Origin of the sequence: Streptomyces sp. CG 926, from assembly GCF_003148825.1 — a bacterium.
Lineage (GTDB): Bacteria > Actinomycetota > Actinomycetes > Streptomycetales > Streptomycetaceae > Streptomyces.
In genome coordinates this window covers 48,905-72,897 of sequence record NZ_QGGZ01000011.1, presented here as the reverse complement: position 1 = coordinate 72,897, position 23,993 = coordinate 48,905, and the positions used below count along the sequence as shown (strand labels likewise).

Annotated in this window: 20 protein-coding genes; 4 read left to right on the top strand and 16 right to left on the bottom strand. The window is 71.7% G+C overall.

The window, feature by feature from the left end; translation table 11 throughout:
• Positions 1–61 precede the first annotated feature (61 nt).
• The 15 genes from BCL76_RS27395 to rsmH all read right to left on the bottom strand — a co-directional run bounded on the left by BCL76_RS27395 (position 62) and on the right by rsmH (position 17,001).
• The gene (locus BCL76_RS27395) at positions 62–358 is read right to left on the bottom strand and encodes a YggT family protein (protein ID WP_030012625.1); all 297 of its coding nucleotides are present in this window, start codon (positions 356–358) and stop codon (positions 62–64) included.
• A gap of 60 nt (positions 359–418) precedes the next feature.
• Entirely contained in the window at positions 419–1,036 is a 618-nt protein-coding gene (locus tag BCL76_RS27390; RefSeq protein WP_030772945.1) for a cell division protein SepF, read from the bottom strand.
• Between the two features lie 149 nt (positions 1,037–1,185).
• Positions 1,186–1,905: a YggS family pyridoxal phosphate-dependent enzyme gene (locus tag BCL76_RS27385; RefSeq protein ID WP_109782071.1), complete on the bottom strand. Its 720-nt coding sequence runs from the start codon at positions 1,903–1,905 to the stop codon at positions 1,186–1,188.
• Entirely contained in the window at positions 1,892–2,659 is a 768-nt protein-coding gene (pgeF, locus tag BCL76_RS27380) for a peptidoglycan editing factor PgeF (RefSeq protein WP_109782294.1), read from the bottom strand. The genes BCL76_RS27385 and pgeF overlap by 14 nt, the downstream gene beginning before the upstream one ends.
• Before the next feature lie 17 nt (positions 2,660–2,676).
• Positions 2,677–3,882 carry a cell division protein FtsZ gene (ftsZ, locus tag BCL76_RS27375; RefSeq protein WP_109782070.1) on the bottom strand — a complete coding sequence of 402 codons (1,206 nt, stop codon included), beginning with the start codon at positions 3,880–3,882 and terminating at the stop codon, positions 2,677–2,679.
• A 279-nt stretch (positions 3,883–4,161) separates the two neighbouring features.
• Positions 4,162–5,046 carry a cell division protein FtsQ/DivIB gene (locus BCL76_RS27370; protein WP_375137971.1) on the bottom strand — a complete coding sequence of 295 codons (885 nt, stop codon included), beginning with the start codon at positions 5,044–5,046 and terminating at the stop codon, positions 4,162–4,164.
• 31 nt (positions 5,047–5,077) lie between these two features.
• On the bottom strand, positions 5,078–6,172 hold the full coding sequence (murG, locus tag BCL76_RS27365; protein WP_109782069.1) for an undecaprenyldiphospho-muramoylpentapeptide beta-N-acetylglucosaminyltransferase: 1,095 nt from the start codon (positions 6,170–6,172) through the stop codon (positions 5,078–5,080).
• A gap of 6 nt (positions 6,173–6,178) precedes the next feature.
• Positions 6,179–7,540: a putative lipid II flippase FtsW gene (gene ftsW, locus BCL76_RS27360; RefSeq protein WP_109782068.1), complete on the bottom strand. Its 1,362-nt coding sequence runs from the start codon at positions 7,538–7,540 to the stop codon at positions 6,179–6,181.
• Positions 7,541–7,609: 69 nt separating this feature from the next.
• The gene (gene murD, locus BCL76_RS27355; protein WP_109782067.1) at positions 7,610–9,169 is read right to left on the bottom strand and encodes a UDP-N-acetylmuramoyl-L-alanine--D-glutamate ligase; all 1,560 of its coding nucleotides are present in this window, start codon (positions 9,167–9,169) and stop codon (positions 7,610–7,612) included.
• A complete protein-coding gene (gene mraY / locus BCL76_RS27350) occupies positions 9,151–10,221 on the bottom strand; it encodes a phospho-N-acetylmuramoyl-pentapeptide-transferase (RefSeq protein WP_030772923.1) in 1,071 nt (356 codons plus the stop codon). Before mraY ends, murD begins: the two co-directional genes overlap by 19 nt.
• Positions 10,218–11,648 carry a UDP-N-acetylmuramoyl-tripeptide--D-alanyl-D-alanine ligase gene (locus BCL76_RS27345; RefSeq protein WP_109782066.1) on the bottom strand — a complete coding sequence of 477 codons (1,431 nt, stop codon included), beginning with the start codon at positions 11,646–11,648 and terminating at the stop codon, positions 10,218–10,220. Before BCL76_RS27345 ends, mraY begins: the two co-directional genes overlap by 4 nt.
• Positions 11,645–13,369: a UDP-N-acetylmuramoyl-L-alanyl-D-glutamate--2,6-diaminopimelate ligase gene (locus tag BCL76_RS27340; RefSeq protein ID WP_109782065.1), complete on the bottom strand. Its 1,725-nt coding sequence runs from the start codon at positions 13,367–13,369 to the stop codon at positions 11,645–11,647. Before BCL76_RS27340 ends, BCL76_RS27345 begins: the two co-directional genes overlap by 4 nt.
• Positions 13,370–13,414: 45 nt before the next feature.
• A complete protein-coding gene (locus BCL76_RS27335) occupies positions 13,415–15,436 on the bottom strand; it encodes a peptidoglycan D,D-transpeptidase FtsI family protein (RefSeq protein WP_181382757.1) in 2,022 nt (673 codons plus the stop codon).
• Between the two features lie 93 nt (positions 15,437–15,529).
• Positions 15,530–16,075, bottom strand: coding sequence for a hypothetical protein (locus BCL76_RS27330; RefSeq protein WP_375137970.1), 546 nt, complete (start codon positions 16,073–16,075; stop codon positions 15,530–15,532).
• Positions 16,072–17,001 (bottom strand): 16S rRNA (cytosine(1402)-N(4))-methyltransferase RsmH, encoded by a 930-nt coding sequence (gene rsmH / locus BCL76_RS27325; protein WP_030772910.1) that lies wholly within the window; start codon positions 16,999–17,001, stop codon positions 16,072–16,074. Before rsmH ends, BCL76_RS27330 begins: the two co-directional genes overlap by 4 nt.
• Positions 17,002–17,364: 363 nt before the next feature.
• On the opposite strand from rsmH, the gene BCL76_RS27320 reads away from it, so the two are divergent.
• The 4 genes from BCL76_RS27320 to BCL76_RS27305 all read left to right on the top strand — a co-directional run bounded on the left by BCL76_RS27320 (position 17,365) and on the right by BCL76_RS27305 (position 22,919).
• Positions 17,365–17,979 (top strand): beta-class carbonic anhydrase, encoded by a 615-nt coding sequence (locus tag BCL76_RS27320; protein ID WP_109782063.1) that lies wholly within the window; start codon positions 17,365–17,367, stop codon positions 17,977–17,979.
• Between the two features lie 136 nt (positions 17,980–18,115).
• The gene (locus BCL76_RS27315) at positions 18,116–19,126 is read left to right on the top strand and encodes an AAA family ATPase (protein ID WP_030772904.1); all 1,011 of its coding nucleotides are present in this window, start codon (positions 18,116–18,118) and stop codon (positions 19,124–19,126) included.
• Positions 19,126–20,502 (top strand): DUF58 domain-containing protein, encoded by a 1,377-nt coding sequence (locus tag BCL76_RS27310; RefSeq protein ID WP_109782062.1) that lies wholly within the window; start codon positions 19,126–19,128, stop codon positions 20,500–20,502. Before BCL76_RS27315 ends, BCL76_RS27310 begins: the two co-directional genes overlap by 1 nt.
• The gene (locus tag BCL76_RS27305) at positions 20,499–22,919 is read left to right on the top strand and encodes a transglutaminase family protein (RefSeq protein ID WP_109782061.1); all 2,421 of its coding nucleotides are present in this window, start codon (positions 20,499–20,501) and stop codon (positions 22,917–22,919) included. The genes BCL76_RS27310 and BCL76_RS27305 overlap by 4 nt, the downstream gene beginning before the upstream one ends.
• Before the next feature lie 414 nt (positions 22,920–23,333).
• Here BCL76_RS27305 and BCL76_RS27300 read toward each other — a convergent pair whose 3' ends face one another.
• Positions 23,334–23,966, bottom strand: a complete 633-nt coding sequence (locus BCL76_RS27300) for a TetR/AcrR family transcriptional regulator (RefSeq protein ID WP_030016832.1) — start codon at positions 23,964–23,966, stop codon at positions 23,334–23,336.
• Positions 23,967–23,993 lie beyond the last annotated feature (27 nt).

Below are 23,993 nucleotides of genomic sequence, written 5' to 3'. Positions count from 1 at the left end.
TCGTCGGCAGTCGGCAAGACCGTATCGGGACTGTCCCCGCGCCCGCGGGGAAGCACATCGTTCACAAGCCGCTCGCAGCGGTGCGCACGAAACTGATGAGGATGTAAACGATGATCATCAGAACGAAGAAGGACAGGTCGAGTGCCACGCCCCCGAGACGCAACGGCGGAATGACCCGCCGAAGAAGCTTGAGTGGTGGATCGGTGACGCTGTAGGTGGCCTCGAGTACGACCACCATCGCCTTGCCGGGTGTCCAGGAACGTGCGAACTGGAACACGTAGTCCATGACCAGGCGGAAGATCAGCACGACGAGGAAGCACCCCAAGGCGAAGTAGATCACTTGCAGTGCGACACCCATCCCGCGCTTCCCTCTCCCCTGCTCCCGCTGTGTTCCCGGCCCCGTGTCTGACGGATCGGTCTAGCTTTGGTTGAAGAACCCGCCCTCCGCGATGCGGGCCTTGTCCTCCGCCGTGACATCGACGTTAGCAGGCGACAGCAGGAACACCTTCTGTGTCACGCGTTCAATGCTGCCGTGCAGACCGAAGACGAGTCCGGCGGCGAAGTCCACGAGACGCTTCGCGTCCGTGTCGTCCATCTCCGTGAGATTCATGATCACCGGAGTGCCCTCACGGAAGTGTTCCCCGATGGTACGGGCCTCGTTGTAGGTCCGGGGGTGCAGCGTCGTGATGCGGTACGGCTCCCGCTCGGAGACGACCTTGGGCATGATCACGGGGGCGTTCTTCTCCAGGTTCGTGCGATCAGGTGTGATGGATGCCACGGGGGCGATTCGCGCAGGACGTCCGTTTTCCACCGGAATTGGGATAGGTTCGCGCTGCGCCGGAGGCTGTGCGACTCGTACCGGTTCGTCCGGAACGGGCGCCTGGTGCACGGGCTGCTGTCGGCGATCCCGTTCCCGAGCCCGTTCCATCTCCGGCTCGGGCTCGAACTCGTCGTCGGGGTCGTACCCCGGGTTGTCGTACCGGTCGTCCTCCACGAGGCCGAGGTAGACCGCCATCTTGCGCATCGCGCCGGCCATTCTCCGAGTCCTCCGCTCTGTGGTGGATCGCCCTGTCGCAGGTGCCGCCGTGTCACGAATGTCACCAACTGCCCGCGATCCACTAGGTCTGCCCGCCCATCAGCGGGAATGACCATATTTTCTGCTGTGGTCCGACTTTCTTCGCGACGTTACCCGAGCCGGGGTCTCGCGCCGAGTACCGCAGTGCCGACGCGTACATGTGTCGCACCGGCCGCCACGGCCTGTTCCAGGTCTGCGCTCATCCCGGCCGACACCATCGTGGCAGCCGGATGGTCCACGCGCACGCGGGATGACAATTCCACCAACCGCTCGAAAGCGGCCTGTTCGCGTCCCGCGTAGTGGCCGGACAACGGAGCCACCGTCATCAGGCCGTCGATGCGCAGTCCGGGGGCCTCGGCGACGAGGTCCGCCAACTCCGCGAGCTGCTCCGGCGCCGCGCCGCCGCGGGCGCCGCGCTCCCCCGACTCGGCGTCGAGGGCGATCTGCACGAGGCACCCGAGCTCGCGGCCGGCGTTCACCGCGGCCGCCGAGAGGGCGGTCACGAGTTTCGGCCGGTCGACCGACTGCACCACGTGCGCGTATCCCGCCACGGAACGGACTTTGTTCGTCTGCAACTGACCGACGAAGTGCCAGCTGAGGGACAGATCCGCGCAGGCCGCAGCCTTGGGGGCGGCATCCTGGTCACGATTCTCCGCAACATGACGGACGCCCAGGTCCGCCAGCAGTCGTACGTCGCTCGCGGGGTAGGTCTTGGTGACCACGATGAGCGTCACCTCGTCCCGTCCGCGCCCCGCCGCGGCGCAGGCGGACGAGATACGTTCCTCCACCCGCGCCAGGTTCTCGGCGAGCTCCGACTTACGATCCGTCATTCTTCTGTTCCCCCGGGGGTCCGGGGGTCGTCCCCCGGGAAAGCTCCGTCAACCAGACATATCCCGCAAGCCGGCCGGTCACCCGGTCGCGGCGGTACGAGAAGTGGTCCCGCGACTCCAGTGTGCAGACCGCGGATCGGCCGCTGTTCACCACCCCCGCCTCCACGAGCTGGGCGTGCACCCCGGCGACCACGTCGACGGCCGGTGTCCCCCAGCTGGTCTCGGCCCGGGCGGCGGGCACCACCTCGGCCACCGCGTCCCGCATCTCGGCGGGCACCTCGTAGCAGTGTCCGCAGACCGCGGGTCCCGTACGGGCGACGATCCGCCCGGGGTCGGCGCCGAGGGCGACCATCGCCTCGACGGCGGCGGGCACCACCCCGGCCACCAGTCCCGGCCGCCCGGCGTGGGCGGCCGCCGCGACCCCGGCGACGGGGTCCGCGAGCAGGACCGGTGTGCAGTCGGCGGTGAGCACGGCGAGGGCGAGCCCCCGACGGGCGGTCACCACCGCGTCCACCGCGGGGATCTCCTCGTCCGGGCCCCAGGGCCCGTCCACCACCGCCACGTCCCGGCCGTGCACCTGGTTCATCCAGACCACCCGGTCCGGCAGCAGTCCCAGGGACTTCGCCGCCGAGGCCCGGTTCGCGAGAACGGCGGCCGGGTCGTCTCCGACCGCGCCGCCGAGATTGAGCTCCTCGTACGGAACGGCGCTCACTCCGCCCCACCGGTCGGTGAAGGCGAAGTGGGCGCCGCCCACGTGATGCTGCTCCGGTGTCACTTCAAGAAGTCCGGGACATCCAGTTCCTCGGCCGGGCTGTCCTGGTACGGCCGGGCCGTGGGGACCTGCGGCGCGGGGGCCTGGACCTCGACCGGGGCCGGCTCGACCGGAGCCGGGGGGTCCTCGCGCGGGGTGACCGAGCCGAGTCCGCCGAAGGCCGGGCGGGCCGGCTCGGCGGCGCGGACCGGAGCCGGGGCCGGCTCCTCACGCTTGGTGGACGCGGCGCCGATGACGTTGTCCCGGCGGGCCGGGGGCTGTCCGCCGTCGAACCCGGCCGCGATGACGGTGACCCGTACCTCGTCGCCGAGCGCGTCGTCGATGACGGCGCCGAAGATGATGTTCGCCTCGGGGTGCGCGGCCTCGCTGACCAGCTGCGCGGCCTCGTTGATCTCGAAGAGACCGAGGTCCGAGCCACCGGAGATGGAGAGCAGCACGCCACGGGCGCCGTCGATGGACGCCTCCAGGAGCGGCGAGGAGATCGCCATCTCGGCGGCGGCCACCGCGCGGTCGTCGCCGCGGGCCGAGCCGATGCCCATCAGGGCCGAGCCGGCCTCGGACATCACGGACTTGACGTCGGCGAAGTCGAGGTTGATCAGACCCGGGGTGGTGATGAGGTCGGTGATGCCCTGGACGCCCGAGAGCAGGACCTGGTCGGCCGACTTGAAGGCGTCGAGCACGCTGACCTGGCGGTCCGAGATGGACAGCAGTCGGTCGTTGGGGATGACGATGAGGGTGTCGACCTCTTCGCGGAGCTCGGCGATGCCGTCCTCCGCCTGGTTCGCGCGGCGCCGGCCCTCGAAGGTGAACGGTCGGGTGACCACACCGATCGTCAGGGCGCCCAGCGAGCGCGCGATGTTGGCGACGACAGGTGCGCCGCCGGTGCCGGTGCCGCCGCCCTCACCGGCGGTGACGAAGACCATGTCGGCCCCCTTGAGGACCTCCTCGATCTCCTCGCGGTGGTCCTCTGCCGCCTTGCGACCGACGGCCGGGTTGGCGCCGGCGCCGAGGCCACGGGTGAGTTCACGGCCGACGTCGAGCTTGACGTCGGCGTCGCTCATCAACAGCGCCTGGGCGTCCGTGTTGATGGCGATGAACTCGACGCCCTTGAGACCGACCTCGATCATTCGGTTGATGGCATTGACACCACCGCCGCCGACACCGATGACCTTGATGACTGCGAGGTAGTTCTGCGGTGCTGCCACGTCGAAGGCCTCTCGCCTCGAGTTACGTGTCGCCGCCTCGCGGGCCTGCGTTGCGACGACTGATGCCGAAATAGGGACGGTCCGAACGCGCCGACCCGAACCCTCACCCTGAAGTTTAGGGTTAGGGGTGTGCCTGTTCCTCGGACTCTTCCGAACAGGACACTAAGTCGACAAGTAGCGCGTGTTCAACGAACACGCCGAACCTCCCGTTTTTCTTTTCACCCTATGTGATCACCCGTATCGCTGGCCAACCAGGGTGCGCCGCTGTTGGACCGGACGTCAACTCCCGGCCGCAGCAGGGGCGGTGGGGACGCTCACGTCGAAGTGCGCGGCCTTGGGAGCGGCTTTCAACAAAGCGTTCAAAGCACGCCCCTTCGCGTCGCTCTGTTCACCGCTCCCCCACGTCACGGACCGGCCCCCGGTGAGCTGCAGGACGACCGAATCGTAGGAACCCACCTTGACCTGCACGGTTTGCTTGGCGATCGACTCCGGGAGGGCGCCCGCGACGAGGACGGCCTCGTGCAGCAGCCGTTCCTCGTCGAAGCGTCGGGCGCTCGGCGATCGACCGGCGTTCAATTCGAGGACCGGAACGCCCGCGGGTGCTTTCGGAACCGTGTCGAATCGCACACCCGATGCGTCCACTTCGACGAACTTGGCGTCCTTTTCGATGAGCAGGACGGGTTTGCGTTCCGTCACTTTCAGACCGATCCCGTGCGGCCAGGCGCGCACCACGTCGACCGAATCGACGCGGGGCAGCCGGCCGCGGACCCGGCCCTCGATCTCTTCGGTGTCGACGCTCACCAGGGGCGCGCCGACCGGGACGGCCGCGGCGCCGAGGACCTGTTCGGCGGTGAGCACGTCCATGCCGGTGGCGGCGACCTTCTCCACACGGAGCCAGGAGGACCCGTAGAGCACCCAGGTGCCGCCCGCGGCGAGGAGGACCACCGCGGCGGCCACCAGGGCCAGCAGGGGGCCTCGGCGCAGGCGTACGCCGGGACCCCCAGGGCCGGGCCTCTGCGCCGACTTCGGCGGCTTGGGGGCCTTGGAGCCCCTGGGGGCCTTCGGGGGCTTGGGGGGCTTGGGAGCGCCGGTGCCCTCGCGGGCAGCCGGGCCGGACCGATCAGAAAACGGTGTTCCGCGCCGCGCGGTCGTCCCTCCGGCCACTCCTGTGCCTCCTGCGTCTGCGCTACCCGCCTCAGCGGGACCTGTGGGCCGCGATCGCCTCGTACACCATGCCGACCAGGAGCTCGTCGGCGTCCCGGCGGCCGAACTCGCCGGCGGCGCGGGACATCTCGTACAGGCGGTGCGGGTCGGACAGCACCGGGAGGATCTGACCCAGCACCCAGTCGGGCGTCAGCTCCGCGTCGTCCACGAGCAGGCCGCCGCCGGCCTTGACCACCGGCTGGGCGTTGAGCCGCTGTTCACCGTTGCCGATCGGCAACGGGACGTAGGCGGCGGGGAGCCCGACGGCGGCGAGTTCGGCGACGGTCATCGCTCCCGCGCGGCACAGCATCATGTCGGCGGCGGCGTACGCGAGATCCATCCGGTCCACGTACGGTACCGGCACATACGGCGGCATCCCGGGCATGTTGTCGACACGCGGCAGTTCGTTCTTCGGCCCGACGGCGTGCAGGATCTGGATCCCGGAGCGCTGGAGGGTCGGCGCGACCTGCTGCATGGTCTCGTTGAGGCGGCGGGCACCCTGCGAGCCGCCGGAGACGAGCAGCGTGGGCAGGTTGGGGTCCAGGCCGAAGGCGGCGCGCGCCTCCGGGCGGACCGCGGCCCGGTCGAGGGTGGAGATGGAACGGCGCAGCGGGATGCCGACGTAGCGGGCTCCGCGCAGCTTGCTGTCGGGGGTGGAGACGGCGACGGCGTGCGCGTAGCGGGAGCCGATCTTATTGGCCAGTCCGGGCCGGGCGTTGGCCTCGTGGACGATGATCGGCACCCCGAGGCGCTTGGCCGCGAGGTAGCCGGGCAGGGCCACGTAGCCGCCGAAGCCGACGACGCAGTCGGCCTTGGTGCGCAGCAGGATCTCCTCCGCGGCCTTGATGGTGCCGCGCAGGCGTCCGGGGACGGTGATCAGTTCCGGGGTCGGCTTGCGGGGCAGCGGTACGGCGGGGATCAGGCCCAGCTCGTAGCCGCGTTCCGGCACCAGGCGGGTTTCCAGTCCGCGCTCCGTGCCGAGGGCGGTGATGCCCACTGAAGGGTCCTGCCTGCGCAGGGCGTCCGCGAGGGCGAGCGCCGGCTCGATGTGGCCGGCGGTCCCCCCACCGGCGAGTACGACATGCACCGAAATTCACCGCTCTCCGGACGGACGCTTCTTGACGCGCCGTCTCATCGACTTCCATCTCACCCCGGTCCGCCACCAGCCGGTCTTCGGCTGTCGCATCGCGAGGGCCGCGCGCGCCGCCGGCTCCTCACGCGCGAAGGCGATGAGCAGTCCGACCGCGAACATGGTCGGCAGCAGGGCTGATCCTCCGTAGGAGAACAGCGGGAGCGGGACTCCGGCGATCGGCAGCAGGCCGAGCACCGCACCGATGTTGATCACGGCCTGGGCCGTGATCCAGGTGGTCACGCCTCCCGCGGCAAACCGTACGAAGGAATCCTCCGTGCGTCCGGCCACGCGGATACCCGCATAGCCTAGGGCCGCGAACAGGGCGAGAACCGACAGCGTCCCCGCCAGACCCAGTTCCTCCCCGGTGATGGCGAAGATGAAGTCGGTGTGGGCTTCGGGTAGTTGCCCCCATTTTTCCACACTTGCCCCCAGGCCCGAACCGAACCATCCGCCCGATGCGAGGGCGTAGATCCCGTGAACGGCCTGCCAGCAAAGGTCGTTCTTGCCCGGTTCTGTCGCACCGAGGCACTCCAGCCGGTCCATCCGGTGCGGGCTCGTCTTGATGAGCAGTGCGACGATCGCACCCGCGAAGACGAGCACCCCGACGAACATCCGGGTCGGGGCCCCGGCCAGCCAGAGCAGACCGAACAGGATGGCTCCGAGGATCATCGCGGTGCCCATGTCCCCGCCCAGCATGATCAGCCCGAGCAGCAGGAAGGCCACCGGGACCAGCGGCACCAGCAGGTGCTTCCACTGGCTCAGCAGCCCCTTGTCACCCTTGCGTGCCAGCAGGTCGGCGCCCCACAGGATCAGTGCCAGCTTGCCGAACTCACTGGGCTGCAACATGAACGGACCGCCAAGGGAGATCCAATTCTGGTTGCCGTTGATGGAGACGCCTATCCCCGGGACCTGGACCAGGACCATCAGGAAGAGCGTGCCGGCGAGCACCGGGTACGAGAGCGCGCGGTGCAGTTTGACCGGCATCCGGGAGGCGGCCAGCAGGAGGACGCCGCCGATGACGGCGGCCAGGAACTGCTTCTTGAAGAAGTACGCGTCGCCGAGGCCGAGCTGGAGGGCCTTGATCATCGAGGCCGAGTACACCATCACCAGACCGAGCACGGTGATGAGCAGGGAACTACCGAAAATCAGGTAATAGGCGGTGAGCGGGCGGTCCCAGGCCTTCTGCACCTGCTGTCGCGTACGCCGGATGCGGGCCAGCGGCCCGCCCCCGGTGGGCCGCTTCGAACCCACCGCAGGGCGTTTGCGGCCCTGCGCCTTCACGGCGGACGGCCGCCGCCCCGGGAGCATCTGCTTGGCCGGCATCTGTGATCTTCCCCTCCACTCGTACGAGGCGAGCTGCCGGCCGGAGGGAACCTGTCCCGGAGCCCCGGCCTAGGCCGTGTCCGCAGCGTTCTCGGCGGCCAGTTCGCGCACCGCGTCGGCGAATGCGTCCCCACGCTTGTTGTAGTTCGCGAACATGTCCATCGAGGCACAGGCAGGTGCCAGCAGGACCGTGTCGCCGGGCTCGGCGAGCGCGGCGGCTTCCCGGACCGCTGCGAGCATCGCCCCAGTGTCGGTCCGGTCGAGGTCGACGACCGGGACCTCGGGGGCGTGTCGCGCCAGCGCATCGGCGATGAGCGCCCGGTCGGCGCCGATCAGCACGGCGCCGCGCAGCCGCTTCGCGGCGTTCCGCACGAGCTCGTCGAAGGTCGCGCCCTTGGCGAGGCCGCCGGCGATCCACACGACCGGCTCGAAGGCCGCGAGCGAGGCCTCGGCCGCGTGCGTGTTGGTGGCCTTGGAGTCGTCGATGTAAGTGACCGAGGCGACCTCGTCCACGTACGCGACGCGGTGGGCGTCCGGGCGGAAGTCGCGCAGCCCGTCGCGGACCGCACGGGCCTCCACGCCGAAGGCGCGGGCCAGGGCCGCGGCGGCGAGCGCGTTGGCGATGTTGTGCGGGGCGGGCGGGTTGACGTCCGCGACCTCGGCGAGCTCCTGGGCGTTCTTCTGCCGGTTCTCCACGAAGGCCCGGTCGACGAGGATGCCGTCGACGACGCCGAGCATGGAGGGGCCGGGGGCACCGAGGGTGAACCCGATCGCCCGGCAGCCCTCTTCGACGTCGGCCTCCTCGACCAGGTTCTCGGTGGCCGGGTCGGCGACGTTGTAGACGCAGGCGATCGTGTTGCCCTGGTAGATCCGGCCCTTGTCGGCGGCGTACGCCTGCATCGAGCCGTGCCAGTCGAGGTGGTCCGGGGCCAGGTTGAGCACGGCCGCCGAGTGGACGCGCAGCGAGGGCGCCCAGTGCAGCTGGTAGCTGGAGAGTTCGACGGCGAGCACGTCGTACTCCTGCTCGCCGAGCACCACGTCGATGATCGGGGTGCCGATGTTGCCGACGGCGGCGGTGCGCAGCCCGGCGGCCTTCAGGATCGACGCCAGCATCTGGGTGGTGGTGGTCTTGCCGTTGGTGCCGGTGATCGCGAGCCATTCGGCGGGCCCGGCCGGGTCCCCGTCGCCGGCCGCGGCCCTGCGGGCGGCACGGAGCTCCGCGCCGGCCCCGCGCAGCCGCCAGGCGACCTCGACGTCACCGACGACGTCGATGCCCGCCGCGGCGGCGGCCAGGAAGAGCGGGCTCTCCGGTTGCCAGCCCGGCGAGGTGACGACCAGTTCGGTGCCCTCGGGCAGGGTCTCGCCCGCCCGGGCGCCGTCGGGCAGGTAGCCGAGGCGGACCTCGATGCCGAGCTCCACGAGCTCGGCGGCCCTGGCCCGGTGCGCGTCACCGTCGCCGTTGTCGACGACGGTCACGCGCGCGCCCAGCCCCGCCAGTGCGCGGGCGGCGCTGATGCCGCTGATGCCGAGCCCCGCCACGGTGATCCGGCCCGGCAGGCCGAACCGGCCCAGGGCGTCGGGGCCGAGTACGCCGGCCGGCTCGGAAGAACTCACTTGTCGGCTGCCCATCCCGCGTAGAAGAGACCGAGACCAACGATCACGCACATGCCCTGGATGATCCAGAAGCGGACCACGACGAGTACCTCGGACCAGCCCTTGAGCTCGAAGTGGTGCTGAAGTGGCGCCATCCGGAAGACGCGCTTGCCGGTCATCTTGAAGGAACCGACCTGGATGACGACCGACATCGTGATGAGCACGAACAGGCCGCCGAGGAGCGCCATCAGGAACTCCGTACGGGAGCAGATGGCGAGGCCCGCGAGCGCGCCACCGAGGGCGAGCGAGCCGGTGTCACCCATGAAGATTTTGGCGGGCGAGGTGTTCCACCACAGGAAGCCGAAGCAGGCGCCCATGAGGGCGGAGGCGACGACCGCGAGGTCGAGCGGATCGCGCACCTCGAAGCAGGCGTTCGGGTTGGTGAGGTCCGCCGCGAAGGCGCAGGACTCCTGGAACTGCCAGACGCCGATGAAGGTGTAGGCGCCGAAGACCATCACCGCGGCGCCGGTCGCCAGACCGTCCAGGCCGTCGGTGAGGTTCACGCCGTTGGACATCGCCAGGATCATGAACAGCGCCCAGACCACGAACAGCACCGGACCTATCGACCAGCCGAAGTCCGTGACGAACGACAGCCTGGTGGAGGCCGGGGTCAGCCCGCGGGAGTCCTTGAACTGCAGGGCCAGCACCGCGAAGGCGATACCGACGATCAGCTGGCCGGACATCTTCGCCTTGGCCCGCAGACCCAGCGAACGCCGCTTGACGATCTTGATGTAGTCGTCCAGGTACCCGACGAGGCCCATGCCCGCCATCAGGAACAGGACGAGCAGGCCCGAGAAGCTCGGTTCCGAGCCGGTGAGGACCTTCGTCAGGGCGTACGCGACGAGCGTCGCCAGGATGAAGGAGATACCGCCCATGGTGGGCGTGCCCTTCTTCCCGGCGTGACCGCGGGGGCCGTCGTCGCGGATGAACTGGCCGTAACCCTTGCGGGCCAGCAGCTTGATCAGCAGCGGGGTGCCCACGACGGTCAGGAACATGCCGATGACACCGGCGAACAGAATCTGCCTCATCGGTCGGCGACCTCGCCCTCGACAGTGCTGTCGAGAAGGCCCTGGGCCACCCGCTCCAGACCGGCCGACCTGGAAGCCTTCACCAGCACGACGTCACCCGGGCGCAGTTCACTGCGCAACAGGTCGACCGCCGCCTGTGCGTCGGACACGAGCACCGACTCCTCACCCCACGAACCCTCGTTATATGCGCCCAGTTGCAGCCAGGAGGCTTCCCTGCCCCCGACCGCGACGAGCTTGCTCACGTTGAGCCGGACGACAAGTCGTCCGACCGCGTCGTGCTCGGCGAGAGCGTCGTCTCCGAGCTCGGCCATCGGGCCGAGCACCGCCCACGTGCGTCCCCCGTCCGCCCTGCCGGCACCACCCATCGCGGCGAGCGCGCGGAGTGCGGCCCGCATGGACTCCGGGTTCGCGTTGTAGGCGTCGTTGACGATCGTCACACCGTCCGCCCGCTCGGTGACCTCCATCCGCCACCGGGACAGCGTGCCCGCCCCGGAGAGCGCCGTGGCGATCTCCTGTGCGGACATGCCCAGTACATGGGCGACGGCGGCCGCGGCGAGCGCGTTCGACACGTGGTGCTCACCGTACAGCCGCAAGGTCACGTCACTGCACCCGGTCGGTGTGTGCAGTGTGAAGGAAGCCTGCCCCCTGTCCGTCATGCGGACTTCGGTGGCCCGGATTTCGGCGTCCTCTGCCTCGCCGAAGAGGACCGTACGGGCCTTCGTGCGCCCGGCCATCTCACGAACCAGCAGGTCATCGGCGTTGAGGACGGCGACGCCGCCCTCGGCCTCGCTCGGCAGGGCCTCGACCAGCTCTCCCTTGGCCTGCGCGATCTGCTCGCGGCCGCCGAACTCGCCGATGTGGGCGGTGCCCACGTTGAGGACCAGACCGATCCGTGGGGGCGTCAGTCCGGTGAGGTAGCGGATGTGGCCGATGCCGCGGGCGCCCATCTCCAGGACCAGGTGCTGGGTTTCCTCGGTGACGCGCAGCGTCGTGATCGGCAGGCCGATCTCGTTGTTGAGGTTCCCGGGGGTCCACACGGTCGGCGCGTGGTGCTGCAGCACCTGCGCGATGAGGTCCTTGGTGGAGGTCTTGCCGGCGGATCCGGTGAGGGCCACGACGTCGGTGCCCAGGCGGGTGACCACGGCGCGGGCGAGTGCGCCGAGGGCGGCCACCACGTCGGGGACGACGATGGCCGGTACGCCGACGGGGCGGGTCGCGAGGACGCTCACGGCCCCGGCGGCCACGGCGCGTTCCGCGTAGTCGTGGCCGTCGACCCGCTCACCGACGAAGGCGGCGAACAGGCTGCCCGGCCGGACCTCGCGGGAGTCGTAGACCACGGGGCCGGTGACCTGGACGGACGGATCCGGTATGTCGTGGGGTCGCCCGCCGGTGATGTCGGCGATCTCGGCGAGGGAAAGGGCGATCACTGGTTCACCTCGGCCTGTCGGACCTGAGTCGTTTCGTCGGGCGCGGCGGTCCGGTCGAGGACGGCCTGGCGCTCGATCGCGGCGCGGAGCACCGTGCGGTCGTCGAAGGGGCGTACGACACCGGCGGTGTCCTGGCCCTGCTCGTGTCCCTTGCCGGCCACCAGCACGGTGTCACCGGGTCGGGCGCGGGCGACGGCGGCCGCGATGGCCGCGGCCCGGTCGGCGTCGACCAGGACGGTGCCCCGCTCGGCGGGCGGTACGGACACGGCGCCCTCGAACATCGCGGCGAGGATCGCGAGCGGGTCCTCGGAGCGCGGGTTGTCGGAGGTCAGGACGGCCACGTCGGCGAACCGGGCGGCCGCGGCCCCCATCGGGCCGCGCTTGGTGGTGTCGCGGTCGCCGCCGCAGCCGAGCACGATGTGCAGCTTGCCCTCGGTGACCTCGCGCAGCGCGCGCAGCACCGATTCCACGGCGTCCGTCTTGTGCGCGTAGTCGACGACGGCGAGGAACGGCTGTCCCGCGTCCACCCGCTCCAGCCGGCCGGGGACCCCGGGGACCGCGGCGACGCCGTCGGCGGCGGTCTGCGGGTCGAGGCCGGCGGCGGCGAGCGTGACGATCGCGGCGACGGTGTTGGCGACGTTGAACGGGCCGGGCAGCGGCGCGGTGGCCCGTACGCGCTGTCCTTCGGGGCCCAGCAGGGTCAGGGTGGAGGTCGCCGCGCCGAAGACCACGTCCTCGGCACGCCAGTCGGCGGCCGGGTCGCCGGCGGCGGAGAAGGTGACGACCGGGATCGTCGCCTCCTTGGCCAGTCGGCGGCCGTACTCGTCGTCGAGGTTGACCACGCCCAGGCGGGCCCGGCGGGCGGTGAAGAGCCCTGCCTTGGCCTGGAAGTAGTCCTCCATGTCGGAGTGGAACTCCATGTGTTCCGGGCTCAGGTTGTTGAAGACGGCGACGTCGAAGACGCAGCCGTCGACCCGGCCGAGCACCAGCGCGTGGCTGGAGACCTCCATGGCCACGGCCTCGACCCCGCGTTCGCGCATGACCGCGAAGAGGGCTTGGAGGTCGGTGGCCTCGGGGGTGGTCCGCTCGGACTTGATGCGCTCGTCGCCGATGCGCATCTCGACGGTGCCGACCAGTCCGGTGCTGCGGCCCGCCGCGCGCAGACCGCCCTCGACGAGGTACGCCGTGGTGGTCTTGCCGGAGGTGCCGGTGATGCCGATCTGGAGCAGGTCCTCACCGGGGCGCCCGTAGATCGCGGCGGCGAGTTCTCCCATCCGGCCGCGCGGGTCCTCGACGGTCAGGACCGGCAGACCGGTCACCGCGGCGCGTTCCGCTCCCGCGGGGTCGGTCAGCACGGCGGCGGCGCCGAGGGCGGCCGCCTGGGCGGCGAAGTCGGCGCCGTGCGTCCTGGCTCCCTGCAGGGCGGCGTACAGGTCACCGGGTCGCACCGCACGGGAGTCGTGCGTGATGCCGGTGATCTGCGCCGCGCCGGGCGCCGGGATGCCCAGCAGGGTGGCCAGCTCGCCCAGCGGGCTCGGGCTGGCGGACGCGGGCCGGGGCGCTCCCGGCGGCGTTGCCGGGGCTTTCTGGGTCGTTCTGGGCTGATCAGCGTGGGACACGGCGGTGAGCGTACCGGGCGCGGCGGGCCGCTCGCGAAGTGAGGCCCCGGCCTCGGCGTCGGCGGTCGTCGGGTTCCCGGGTTTCGGGGTGATCGTTGTCACTGATGGTGCCTCACGCTTTTCTGGCGGGCCGGCCTGGCCGATGGGTCACTGACCGGGCTGCGGACTGGGCTGCGGGGCGGGCTGGGGAGCGGGCGCAGGAGCGGCGTCGTAGGTGACGGGAAGCCCGGCGGGCGCGGTTCCCGTGGGCGCCACCTGGAGGGTCTTGAGCGCGAACTCCATGACCTTCTTGTAGATGGGGCCGCAGATCTGGCCGCCGAAGTAGCTGCCCTTCGTGGGGTTCTGGATGGCGCAGTAGACGGTGATGCGGGGGTTGTCCGCGGGGGCGAATCCGGCGAAGGAGGCGGTGTAGCCCTTGTAGCGGCCGGTGGCCGGATCCACCCGGTTGGAGGTGCCGGTCTTGCCGCCGACCCGGTAGCCGGGGATCCGTGCCTTGGTGCCGGTGCCCTCCTGGTCGTCGACGACGGATTCGAGCATCTCGGCGAGGGTCTTGGCGGTGTCCGCGCTGACCACGCGGCTCTGTTCGGGGGCCGGGGCCGGGGTGAAGCGGCCGTCGGGGCCCTTGGTGCCGCGGACGAGCGTCGGTTCGACGCGGACCCCGCCGTTGGCGATGGTCGAGTACACGGAGGCCGCCTGCATGGCGTTGAGGGAGAGGCCCTGGCCGAAGGGGATCGTGTACTGCTGGGAGGTGGACCAGTCCTTGGGGGCGGCGAGGATGCCGCGGGACTCGCCCGGGTAGTTCAGGCCGGTGGGCCGGCCGATGCCGAACTTGGTCAGGTAGGAGTGCAGGACCTCGTTGGCCTCGGGCTGGGTGGGTCCGAGCTGGCCGGTGGCGAGGATCGTGCCGATGTTGGAGGACTTGGCGAGGACCCCGTTGAGGGTCAGGTACCAGGTCGGGTGGTCGATGTCGTCCTTGAACAACCGGTCGCCGCGGTGCAGCCGGTTGGGGACCTCGACCCGGGTCTCCGGGGTGGCCTTCTTCTCCTCCAGCACGGCGGCCATCGACATGACCTTGGCGGTGGATCCGGGCTCGTACACGTCCTGGAGCGCGGCGTTGCCCATGGTGGCGGAGCGGGCGCGGGTCAGGTCGTTGGGGTCGAAGCCGGGCGCGTTGGCCATGGCCAGGACCTCGCCGGTGCGGGTGTCCTGGACGATGACGTAGCCGCGGTCGGCCTCGGACTTCTGGACCTGCTCGGCGATGGCGCTCTGCGCCGCCCACTGGATGTCCCGGTCGATGGTCAGCTCGATGTCCTCGCCGGGGACGGCGGGCTTCTCGTTGGAGTCGGCCGTGGGGACCTGGCGGCCGCCGGACTGGGCGTAGGTGATCTCGCCGTCCTTGCCGGACAGCTTCTTGTCCAGGGAGGACTCCAGGCCGCCGGCGCCCTTGCCCTCGGCGTTGACGTAACCCAGTATCCCGGCGGCGAGGTCGCCGTTCGGGTACACGCGCTTGCTGCTGGTCTCCTTGAACACGCCGGCGAGGACGTTGGCGCCGGGGCCGTTGCTGCGCTTGTCGGCCGCCGCCTTGTCCGCGAAGACCCGCTTGAGGTCCTTGATCTGGTTCCAGACCTGCGGGGTCTGGCGCTGGGCGAGGACGACGTACCGGGAGTTCTTGGTGCTCAGCCGCTGGGTGAGTTCCTTGGCGTCCTTGCCGAGGATCGGCGCGAGGAGGGCGGCGGCCTGCTGCGGGGCGTCCGGGGCCTTGCTGTCCTGCGGGGTGAACATCTTCGGGTCGGCGGTGATGTCGTACGCGTCGACGCTGGTGGCCAGCGCCACGCCGCGGCGGTCGGTGATCTCACCGCGCTCGGCGGCCAGCTTGACGCTGGTGTAGCGGTTCTTGGAGGCCTCGGCGGAGAAGGCCGAGGCGTCGACGGCCTGTACCTGGAGCAGGCGGACCACGAAGGCCAGCATGACGAGGGTCAGACCGACGCTGACCAGCCGCAGCCGGGGTCGTGGGCTTCCGAGCCGGATCGTGTGCGGGGTACGGGGGCCCGTCGGCCGCCGGGTCGCCGGGCGCGAGGCCGGGCGGGCGCCGGCCCTGGCCCGGTCGCCCGGGCGGGGCGGCCTGGCCGGTCCGGGCACCCGCCGCCGGGGCGGCTCCTGCGGGCTCACGCGGCCACCGCCGGGGCGGGGATCCTGGGGCTCCGCCCCGGACCCCGCGCCTCGAACGCCGGCGAGGCTGGGTGGGAAGGGTGGATCACGGCGTCACCTTCCGGGGGTCTGGCTGGGCTGCGGGGAACCACCGGCCGCGGAGGGCGCGGCGGACGGGGCCGGCTGGGCCGCGGCCCCGGAGGCGGCCGGGGCCGACGCCGGGGGTGCGGCCGGGCTCGCCGGGGCGGTCGGGGTGGGCGGCGGCGCCTCGGCCACCGCCGGGTTGCCGGCGATCTTGCCGTCCTGGCCGATGAAGACCGGGCTGCCGCCGGGGACCAGGCCCAGTTCGTGCGCCCGGCGCTGGAGTGCGTCGGGTGCGGAGTAGGCGTCCACGTCGCGCTGCAGCGCCTGCTCCTCGTCGGTGAGGGCGGTGGTCTCCTTCCTCAGCTTGCTGAGCTGGAAGGAGCCCTCGTTCAGTGCCGAGTTCAGCAGCAGCAGGCTGATCAGGCCGCCGCCGAGCAGGGCCACGACCAGCAGGACGAACGGCATCCGGGCCGCCTGCCCGCCGGGGCGTGGGCGGGCCGGGCGGCCGCCGAGCGCCCGGCCGAGGCGGGCCGCCTGCCCGCGGGTCAGCGTGGCGACCTTCCCGGCCTTGGTCACAGTCGCGCCTCCCGGATGCGTTCGACGCCGCGGAATCTGGCCGGGGCGGCCCGCCGGTTCTCGGCGATCTCCTCCTCGGTGGGCAGCTCGGCGCCGCGCGTGAGCAGCTTCAGCTTGGGCTGGTACTTCTCCGGCACCACCGGCAGTCCGGGCGGGGCCGTGGAGGTCGCGCCGGCCGCGAAGACCTGCTTGACCAGGCGGTCCTCCAGCGAGTGGTACGAGAGCACCGCGATCCGGCCGCCGACCGCGATCTTGTCCACCGCCGCCGGGATGGCCCGCTCCAGCCCGGAGAGCTCGCCGTTGACCTCGATGCGCAGCGCCTGGAAGGTCCGCTTCGCCGGGTTGCCGCCGGTCCGCTTGGCAGCCTGCGGGAGGGAGTCACGGATCAGCTCGACCAGCCGGGCGCTGTTGGTGAACGGCTCCTTCTCCCGCTCCCGGACGATCGCGGACACGATCCGCTTGGCCTGCTTCTCCTCGCCGTACTGGCGCAGGATCCGGACCAGCTCGCCCGGCGCGTAGCTGTTGAGGACCTCGGCGGCGCTGATGCCCGTCGTCTGGTCCATGCGCATGTCCAGCGGCGCGTCCTGCGCGTACGCGAACCCGCGGTCGGCCTCGTCCAGCTGCATCGAGGAGACGCCCAGGTCGAAGAGGATGCCCTGGACCGCCGGGAGGCCCAGCCCGTCCAGGACCTCGGCGAGGTCGGCGTAGATCGCGTGGACGAGGGTGGCCCGGTCGCCGAAGGGCGCGAGTCGCTCGCCGGAGAGCCGCAGGGCCTCCTTGTCGCGGTCGAGGCCGATCAGGTGGGCCTCGGGGAACCGGGTCAGCAGGGCCTCGCTGTGGCCGCCGAGGCCGAGGGTGCAGTCGACGACGACGGCCCCGGGCCTCTCCAGCGCCGGGGCCAACAGGTCCAGGCACCGCTGGAGCATCACCGGGACATGTCGGGACTCGCTAGTCAAAGCGCCCTCTCAGATAACGGCGCGGCAGGCGTACGTACCACCTGGTTCCCGCATCCGCGACCGGCGCCGGGGAAGGTGGCGCCGGCCGGCCGGTGAGCGGGAGAGGGCCGGGCCGTACGTACGCGCCGCGCACGCGGAGTGTTCATCGGGGGCCGGGCGGCCGGTCAGGGCCGGGCTCCGGCCGGTTCGCGTCACTTTAGTGCAACGGTCGCCGCGGTCAACGAACCGCCTCGCGCGCCGTGCGCGGCTCTCGGACCGAACCGGCAAAAGCCGCGAATCACCCGGACGGCCGCCTCACCCCCACCCCTGTGGGTTAGCTCACAACAAGCCTCGTTGACGTTCTTTGTCCGCTCTCACGCGAGGCCACAACCCGCCGTGACCACTAACGTCGTACCCATGACGACTTCCGCATCCCTGCCTGCCGAGTCCGCGTCCGTGGCATCCGTCGGCGGATCCGTCACCGACCGGCTGGTCGAGGCGAATCAGCGTTACGCCGCACAGTTCACCGATCCCGGCATGGACGCCCGCCCCGTCCTCCAGGTCGCCGTGGTGGCCTGTATGGACGCCCGCCTCGATCTGCACAAGGCCCTCGGCCTGGAGCTCGGCGACTGTCACACGATCCGCAACGCGGGCGGTGTGGTCACCGACGACACGATCCGCTCGCTCACCATCAGCCAGCGGGCCCTGGGCACCCGCGCGGTGATACTCATCCATCACACCGGCTGCGGTCTCGAAAACCTGACCGAGGACTTCCGGCACGAGCTGGAGGACGAGGTCGGCCAGCGTCCCGCCTGGGCCGTCGAGGCCTTCCGGGACGTCGACCAGGACGTCCGCCAGTCCATGCAGCGGGTCCGCACGAACCCCTTCCTGCCGCACAAGGACGATGTGCGAGGCTTCGTCTTCGATGTGCACACCGGGCTCCTGCGGGAGATCGATCCCAGCTCTTGAGTGACACGAGGCCTTAACGCCGTCAAGAATGCGGGGTGGCACCACCCGGGATCCCCCGGGTCGGTGTCCGTGTTTCGGGGTGGGCCGGTTCATGCGCCAAGGGCGTCGGCCCTGGGAAAGGGCCGAGGAGAACCAGGTGACGACGTACGACGACCGAGCGAGCCTCGCGGATCTGACCAGCACGGTGGAGCGGGTGCGCCAGTCGGTCGAGAGCGTGATCGAGGGCAAGCCCGAGGTCGTCCGCCTCGCGCTCACCGTGCTGCTCGCCGAGGGCCACCTCCTCATCGAGGACGTCCCCGGCGTCGGCAAGACGATGCTCGCCAAGACGCTCGCCAAGTCCATCGACTGCTCGGTCCAGCGCATCCAGTTCACCCCGGACCTGCTGCCCTCCGACATCACCGGTGTCAGCATCTACGACCAGCAGCGCCGCGAGTTCGAGTTCAAGCCGGGCGCGATCTTCGCGCAGATCGTCATCGGTGACGAGATCAACCGCGCCTCGCCGAAGACCCAGTCCGCGCTGCTGGAGTCGATGGAGGAGCGCCAGGTCACCATCGACGGCACGACCTACACGCTGCCCAGCCCCTTCATGGTCGTCGCCACCCAGAACCCGGTGGAGATGGAGGGCACGTACCCGCTGCCCGAGGCCCAGCGCGACCGCTTCATGGCCCGCGTCTCCGTCGGCTACCCCAGCCCCGAGGCCGAGCTCCAGATGCTCGACGTGCACGGCGGCGTCTCCCCGCTCGACGACCTCACCTCCGTCGCGCACTCCCACGAGATCGTCAAGCTCATCGAGGCGGTCCGCGAGGTCTACGTGGCCGAGCCGGTCCGGCGCTACGTCGTCGACCTGGTCTCCGCCACCCGCACCCACCCCGACCTGCGGCTCGGCGCCTCGCCCCGCGCCACCTTGCACCTGCTGCGCGCCGTGAAGGCCTCCGCCGCGCTCTCCGGCCGGGACTACGTCCTGCCCGACGACGTCCAAGCCTTGGCCGCCCCGGTCCTCGCACACCGGCTGCTGCCCACCGCCCAGGCCCAGCTCAACCGCCGCACCGCCGAGCAGGTCGTCGGCGAGATCCTGCAGCGCACCCCCGTCCCGGCCGCGCACGCCCGCGGCGAGATGCCGCCCGGCGCGGGCATCCGGGGCTTCTGATGAGCGCCGGTGCCCCGCGCGGCGCCGGTGGCCCGGGGGACGGCGGCGGACTGCGCGCGTCGCTGTCCGGACTGACCACCCGCGGCCGCTCGTTCCTGGCCGCCGGGATAGCCGCCGCGGCCTGCGCGTACGTGCTGGGACAGGGCGAACTGCTGCGCGTCGGCCTGCTCCTCGCCCTCCTGCCGCTGATCTGCGTCTACGCCCTCCACCGCACCCGCTTCCGGGTCTCCGGCAGCCGCCGGCTCAGCCCCGGGCGGGTCCCCGCGGGCAGCGAGGCCCGCGTACAGCTGCGCATGGACAACGTCTCCCGGCTGCCCACCGGCCTGCTGATGCTCCAGGACCGGGTGCCCTACGTACTGGGCCCGCGCCCGCGCTTCGTACTGGACCGGGTCGAGCCCGGCGGCCGCCGCGAGGTGTCCTACCGGGTCCGCTCCGACCTGCGCGGCCGCTATCCGCTCGGCCCGCTCGAACTGCGCCTGACCGACCCCTTCGGGCTGGTCGAGCTGACCCGCTCCTTCAGCGCCTACGACACCCTCACCGTCATCCCGCGCACCGAGCCCCTCCCGGTGGTCCACCTGACCGGCCAGTCCAACGGCTACGGCGACGGCAGCCGCCGCTCCCTGGCCCTGGCCGGCGACGACGACGTGATCCCCCGCGGCTACCGGCGCGGCGACGACCTGCGCCGCGTGCACTGGCGCTCCACCGCCCGCTACGGCGAGCTGATGGTCCGCCGCGAGGAGCAGCCGCAGCGCAGCAGGGCCACCGTCCTGCTGGACACCCGGCGCCTGGCCTTCGACGGCGCCGGCCCTGACTCGGCCTTCGAGTGGGCCGTCTCGGCGGCCGCCTCCAGCCTGGTGCACGTCCTGGAACAGGGCTTCTCCGCACGACTGCTCACCGACACCGGCAGCTCGGTGCCCGGTGAGGGCGGCGGCGGTTTCTCCTCCGGCGGGCAGGAGTCCGCGGAGGCCGCCGGGCTGATGATGGACACCCTCGCGGTCGTCGGGCACTCCGACGGCGCCGGGCTCTCGCGCGCCTACGACGCGGTGCGCGCCGGCGGCAGCGGTGGTTTCGGCGGAGCCGGCGGTGACGGGCTCCTCATCGCCTTCTTCGGCGACCTGGACGACGTACAGACAGAACTGGCCGCCCGGATGCGCCAGCGCACCTCCGGTGCGGTCGCCTTCGTGCTGGACTGCGCGAGCTGGGGCGGAGAGCCCGCTCCGGGACATGCCGTGCCCCCGCTGGAGGAGCGGCTGCGCCGGCTGCGCGACGCGGGCTGGACGGCACTGGCCGTCCCGCCCGGGGTGGCCTTCGGCGAACTGTGGCGCCAGGCCGGGACCGCGCGCGTCGGTACGGGAACCTCCGGAGGTCGGGAATGAGCGGGCGGGCGAAACTGACGCTGTTCGCGGCACTGGCGACACTGCTCACCTCGTGGTCGCTGAACGCACTGGTGGACTCGCAGGCCTGGCTGCTCCAGGCTGCGCTGCTGCTCGCCGTGCAGAGCGCGGTGGGCGCCGGGGCGCGGCGGGTGCCGCTGGCCCGGGCGCTGACCGTGGCCGCGCAGGCGCTGGTGTCGCTCTTGCTGCTCGCGTTCCTCTACGCCGGCAAGGGCGAGTCCCACGGGGACGGGCCGCTGGCGTACCTGGTGACGGACTTCGGCGCGCTGTTCGGGCAGGGCCTGCGGGACGTGGGCGAGTTCGCCATCCCGGCTCCGCTGACGGACGGCATCAAGCTGCTGCTGGTGTCCGGCGTGCTGCTGATCGGGCTGCTGGTGGACACGCTGGCGGTGACCCTGCGCACGGCCGCCGCGGCCGGGCTGCCGCTGCTGGCGCTGTACTCGGTGGCCTCGGGTCTGGCGGGCGGCGGGGGCGCCTCCTGGTTCTCCTTCCTGCTCGCGGGCTGCGGCTACCTGATGCTGCTGCTGTCCGAGGGGCGCGACCGGCTCGCCCAGTGGGGCCGGGTCTTCGGCGCGGCCCCGCGCCGGGGCGCCGCCGACTCCGGCCTCGCCAACGGGGCGGGCGGTCAGGCGACGGCTCCCGTGAAGTTCGGGCGGCGGATCGGCGCGGTGACCCTGGGCCTGGCGCTGGTGGTGCCGGCCGTGCTCCCGTCGCTCGGCGGCGGTCTGCTGGGCGGCACGCAGGACTCCGACGAGAGCGGCGGCGGCGTGGGCGGGACGATCTCGGCGGTCAACCCGCTGGTCTCCCTGCAGAGCAACCTCAACGCGCAGGACAACCGCGTGATCCTGAAGTACCGGACGAACAGCCCGCAGCAGGCCGAGCAGTACCTGCGGATCCTGGCCCTGGACGAGTTCAACGGCGTCAAGTGGGAGGCCTCCGGGCGGGCCCTGGTGGACGTGCCGGAGAAGCTGCCGGACCCGCCGGGTCTCCGTGCCCCCGTCAGCCGTTCCGCGGTCGAGGTCACCACCAGCGTCTCGGCGGCGGACTACTACACCCAGCGCTACCTCCCCATGCCGTACCCGGCGACGTCGGTGGACATCGGTGGCAAGTGGCGGTTCGAGCCGGCGGGCCGGACCCTGGTCGGCGACCAGCTGGGCCGGGACAAGTTCCAGAACGTCCAAGGCGCCGAGTACACGGTGCGCAGCCTGCTGCTGAAGCCGACGGCCCAGCAGCTGCAGAACGCCCCGGAGCCCGACCCGGCGGTCCAGCAGGAGTACACCAAGCTCCCCGACAACCTGCCGGCCGTGGTCGCCGAGACGGCCCGCCAGGTGACGCAGGGGTCGAAGGACGACTACACGCGGGCCGTGAAGCTGCAGGACTACTTCGCCGTGAACGGCGGGTTCCGCTACAACACGAAGACCGCCTCGGGCACGGGTCCGCAAGCGGTCGCCCGGTTCCTCGCCGACAAGGAGGGCTTCTGCGTCCACTTCGCCTTCTCGATGGCGGCGATGTCCCGCTCCCTGGGCATCCCGGCCCGGGTCGCGGTGGGCTTCACGCCCGGCGAGAAGCAGTCGGACGGCAATGTGAACGTGTCGATGCGCGACGCGCACGCCTGGCCCGAGCTCTACTTCGAGGGCGTGGGCTGGACCCGCTTCGAGCCGACGCCGCGCTCCGGCATCAACATCCCGGAGTACTCCCGGGCACAGACCCCGGCCGCCCAGCCGTCCGCTCCGGCGCCGCTGCCCTCGCAGAGCGCGGCGCAGCCCTCGACGGGGCCCACGGCGACCCCCGAGTGCCCGCCGAACCTGAAGAAGATCGGCGAGTGCGGCACGGCCGCGGCCGCGCCGGACACGGGCGGCGGTGGCGGGCCGTCGGTGACGACGTTCCTGGGCTGGGCGGCGCTCGCGGTGGCGGTACTGGGCCTGCCCCTGCTCCCGCTGCTGTGGCGGACCCGCCTGCGGGCCCGGCGCCTGGCGACCGGAGAGGTTCTGACGGCCTGGCGGGAACTGGGCGACACTGCCTGGGACGCGGGTGTGCTCCCGGACGAGGCGCTGTCCCCACGCCGGGCGGCGAGCCGGATCGTGGATCTGGGCCGCCTGGACGCGGAGTCCGCGGCGGCCGTGCACCGGGTCGCCGGCGCGGTGGAACGGGCCCTGTACGCGCCCCCGGGCGCGGAGGTCTCGTATCCGGAACTGGCGGACGACGTACTGCTGGCCCGCACGGGCCTGCTGGAGTCCGCGGACCGCCTGCCCCGGCTACGCGCCCTGCTGCTGCCCCGCTCGGCGGCCCGCGTCTCCTGGGCCCTCACGGCCCGCCGTACGGCCGTGGCCACCGCGGTCTCGGCGTACCTGACGACCCTCCGGTCGAGGCTCCTGAAAGCCGGCCCCACCGGCGACTGAGCCGCCCCGCCGCCTCCCCCAGCCCCGCCGGCGTTCGAGGCGCGGGGTCCGGGGCGGAGCCCCGGCAACGGCGGCGCGGGCCACCACGAGGAACCGCCGAACCCGCGGACGCGAAACGGCGAGGCTCGATCCCCCCGAGCCCCGCCGTTCCACGTACCGCTGCACCGGGTCGCCGATCCCCCGTCGTTCCCCCGCCCCGGTCACGGCAGGAGGCACCCGGTCCGCTCCGCAGCCCCGTGTCGGCGGTGCGGACCGGGTCTCCTGTCCGTTGCTCCCAGTCTGGCGTTCGCGCAGGTGGGAGCCCATCCGCGCACGTACTCATATCCGCGCCTAGGTACGGATACTCAGCCGCCGCGGCCGGTGCCACCAGTTCTACGGGCCGGCGCGCCCGCGCGGCACCGCCGACCGGGGGGTTCAGCGGTTGCCGCTGACCCGACCCCGCAGCAGCAGCGACAGCGCCGAGTGCACGTCGTCCAGGGACCGCTCGCTCTGGAAGGACTGCCAGTCCAGCGCAGCCACCAGCACCATCCCGACCATCGCGGCCGCCGTGAGCGGCACATCGATCTCGGCGCTCAGCTCACCGCGTTCCACGCCCTCGCGCAGCACCTTCTCCACGACGGCCACCGCTTCCTGCCGGACCACCATGAGCGTGGACTGCCACGCGCGGTTGGTGCGCCACAGCTCGGCGACGTACAGCTGGGTGAAGGCCGGGTACCGGTCGATGAAGACGAGCCCCGCCCGGATCATCGCGTCGAGCGCCTCGACCCGGCTGCCGCCGCGGGCCTCCGTCTCCTCGGCCGCCGTCCGCAGGGAGACCGTCAGCAGGCCGACGCCGTGCCGCAGCAGCTCCTCGAAGAGCTCGTTCTTGCTCGCGAAGTTGTAGTAGACGGTGCCCTTCGCGACGCCCGCCCGCTCGGCGATCTCATCGACCGTGGTCGCGGAGAAGCCCTGCTCGGCGATCAGGGTGACGGCCGCCTCGTAGAGCTTCTGCCGGGTGATCGCACGACGGCCCCCGCCGGTACCCGTACCGGTGCTGCTGCTTTCCATGGCGCTGATTGTCACAGGTCAACACGT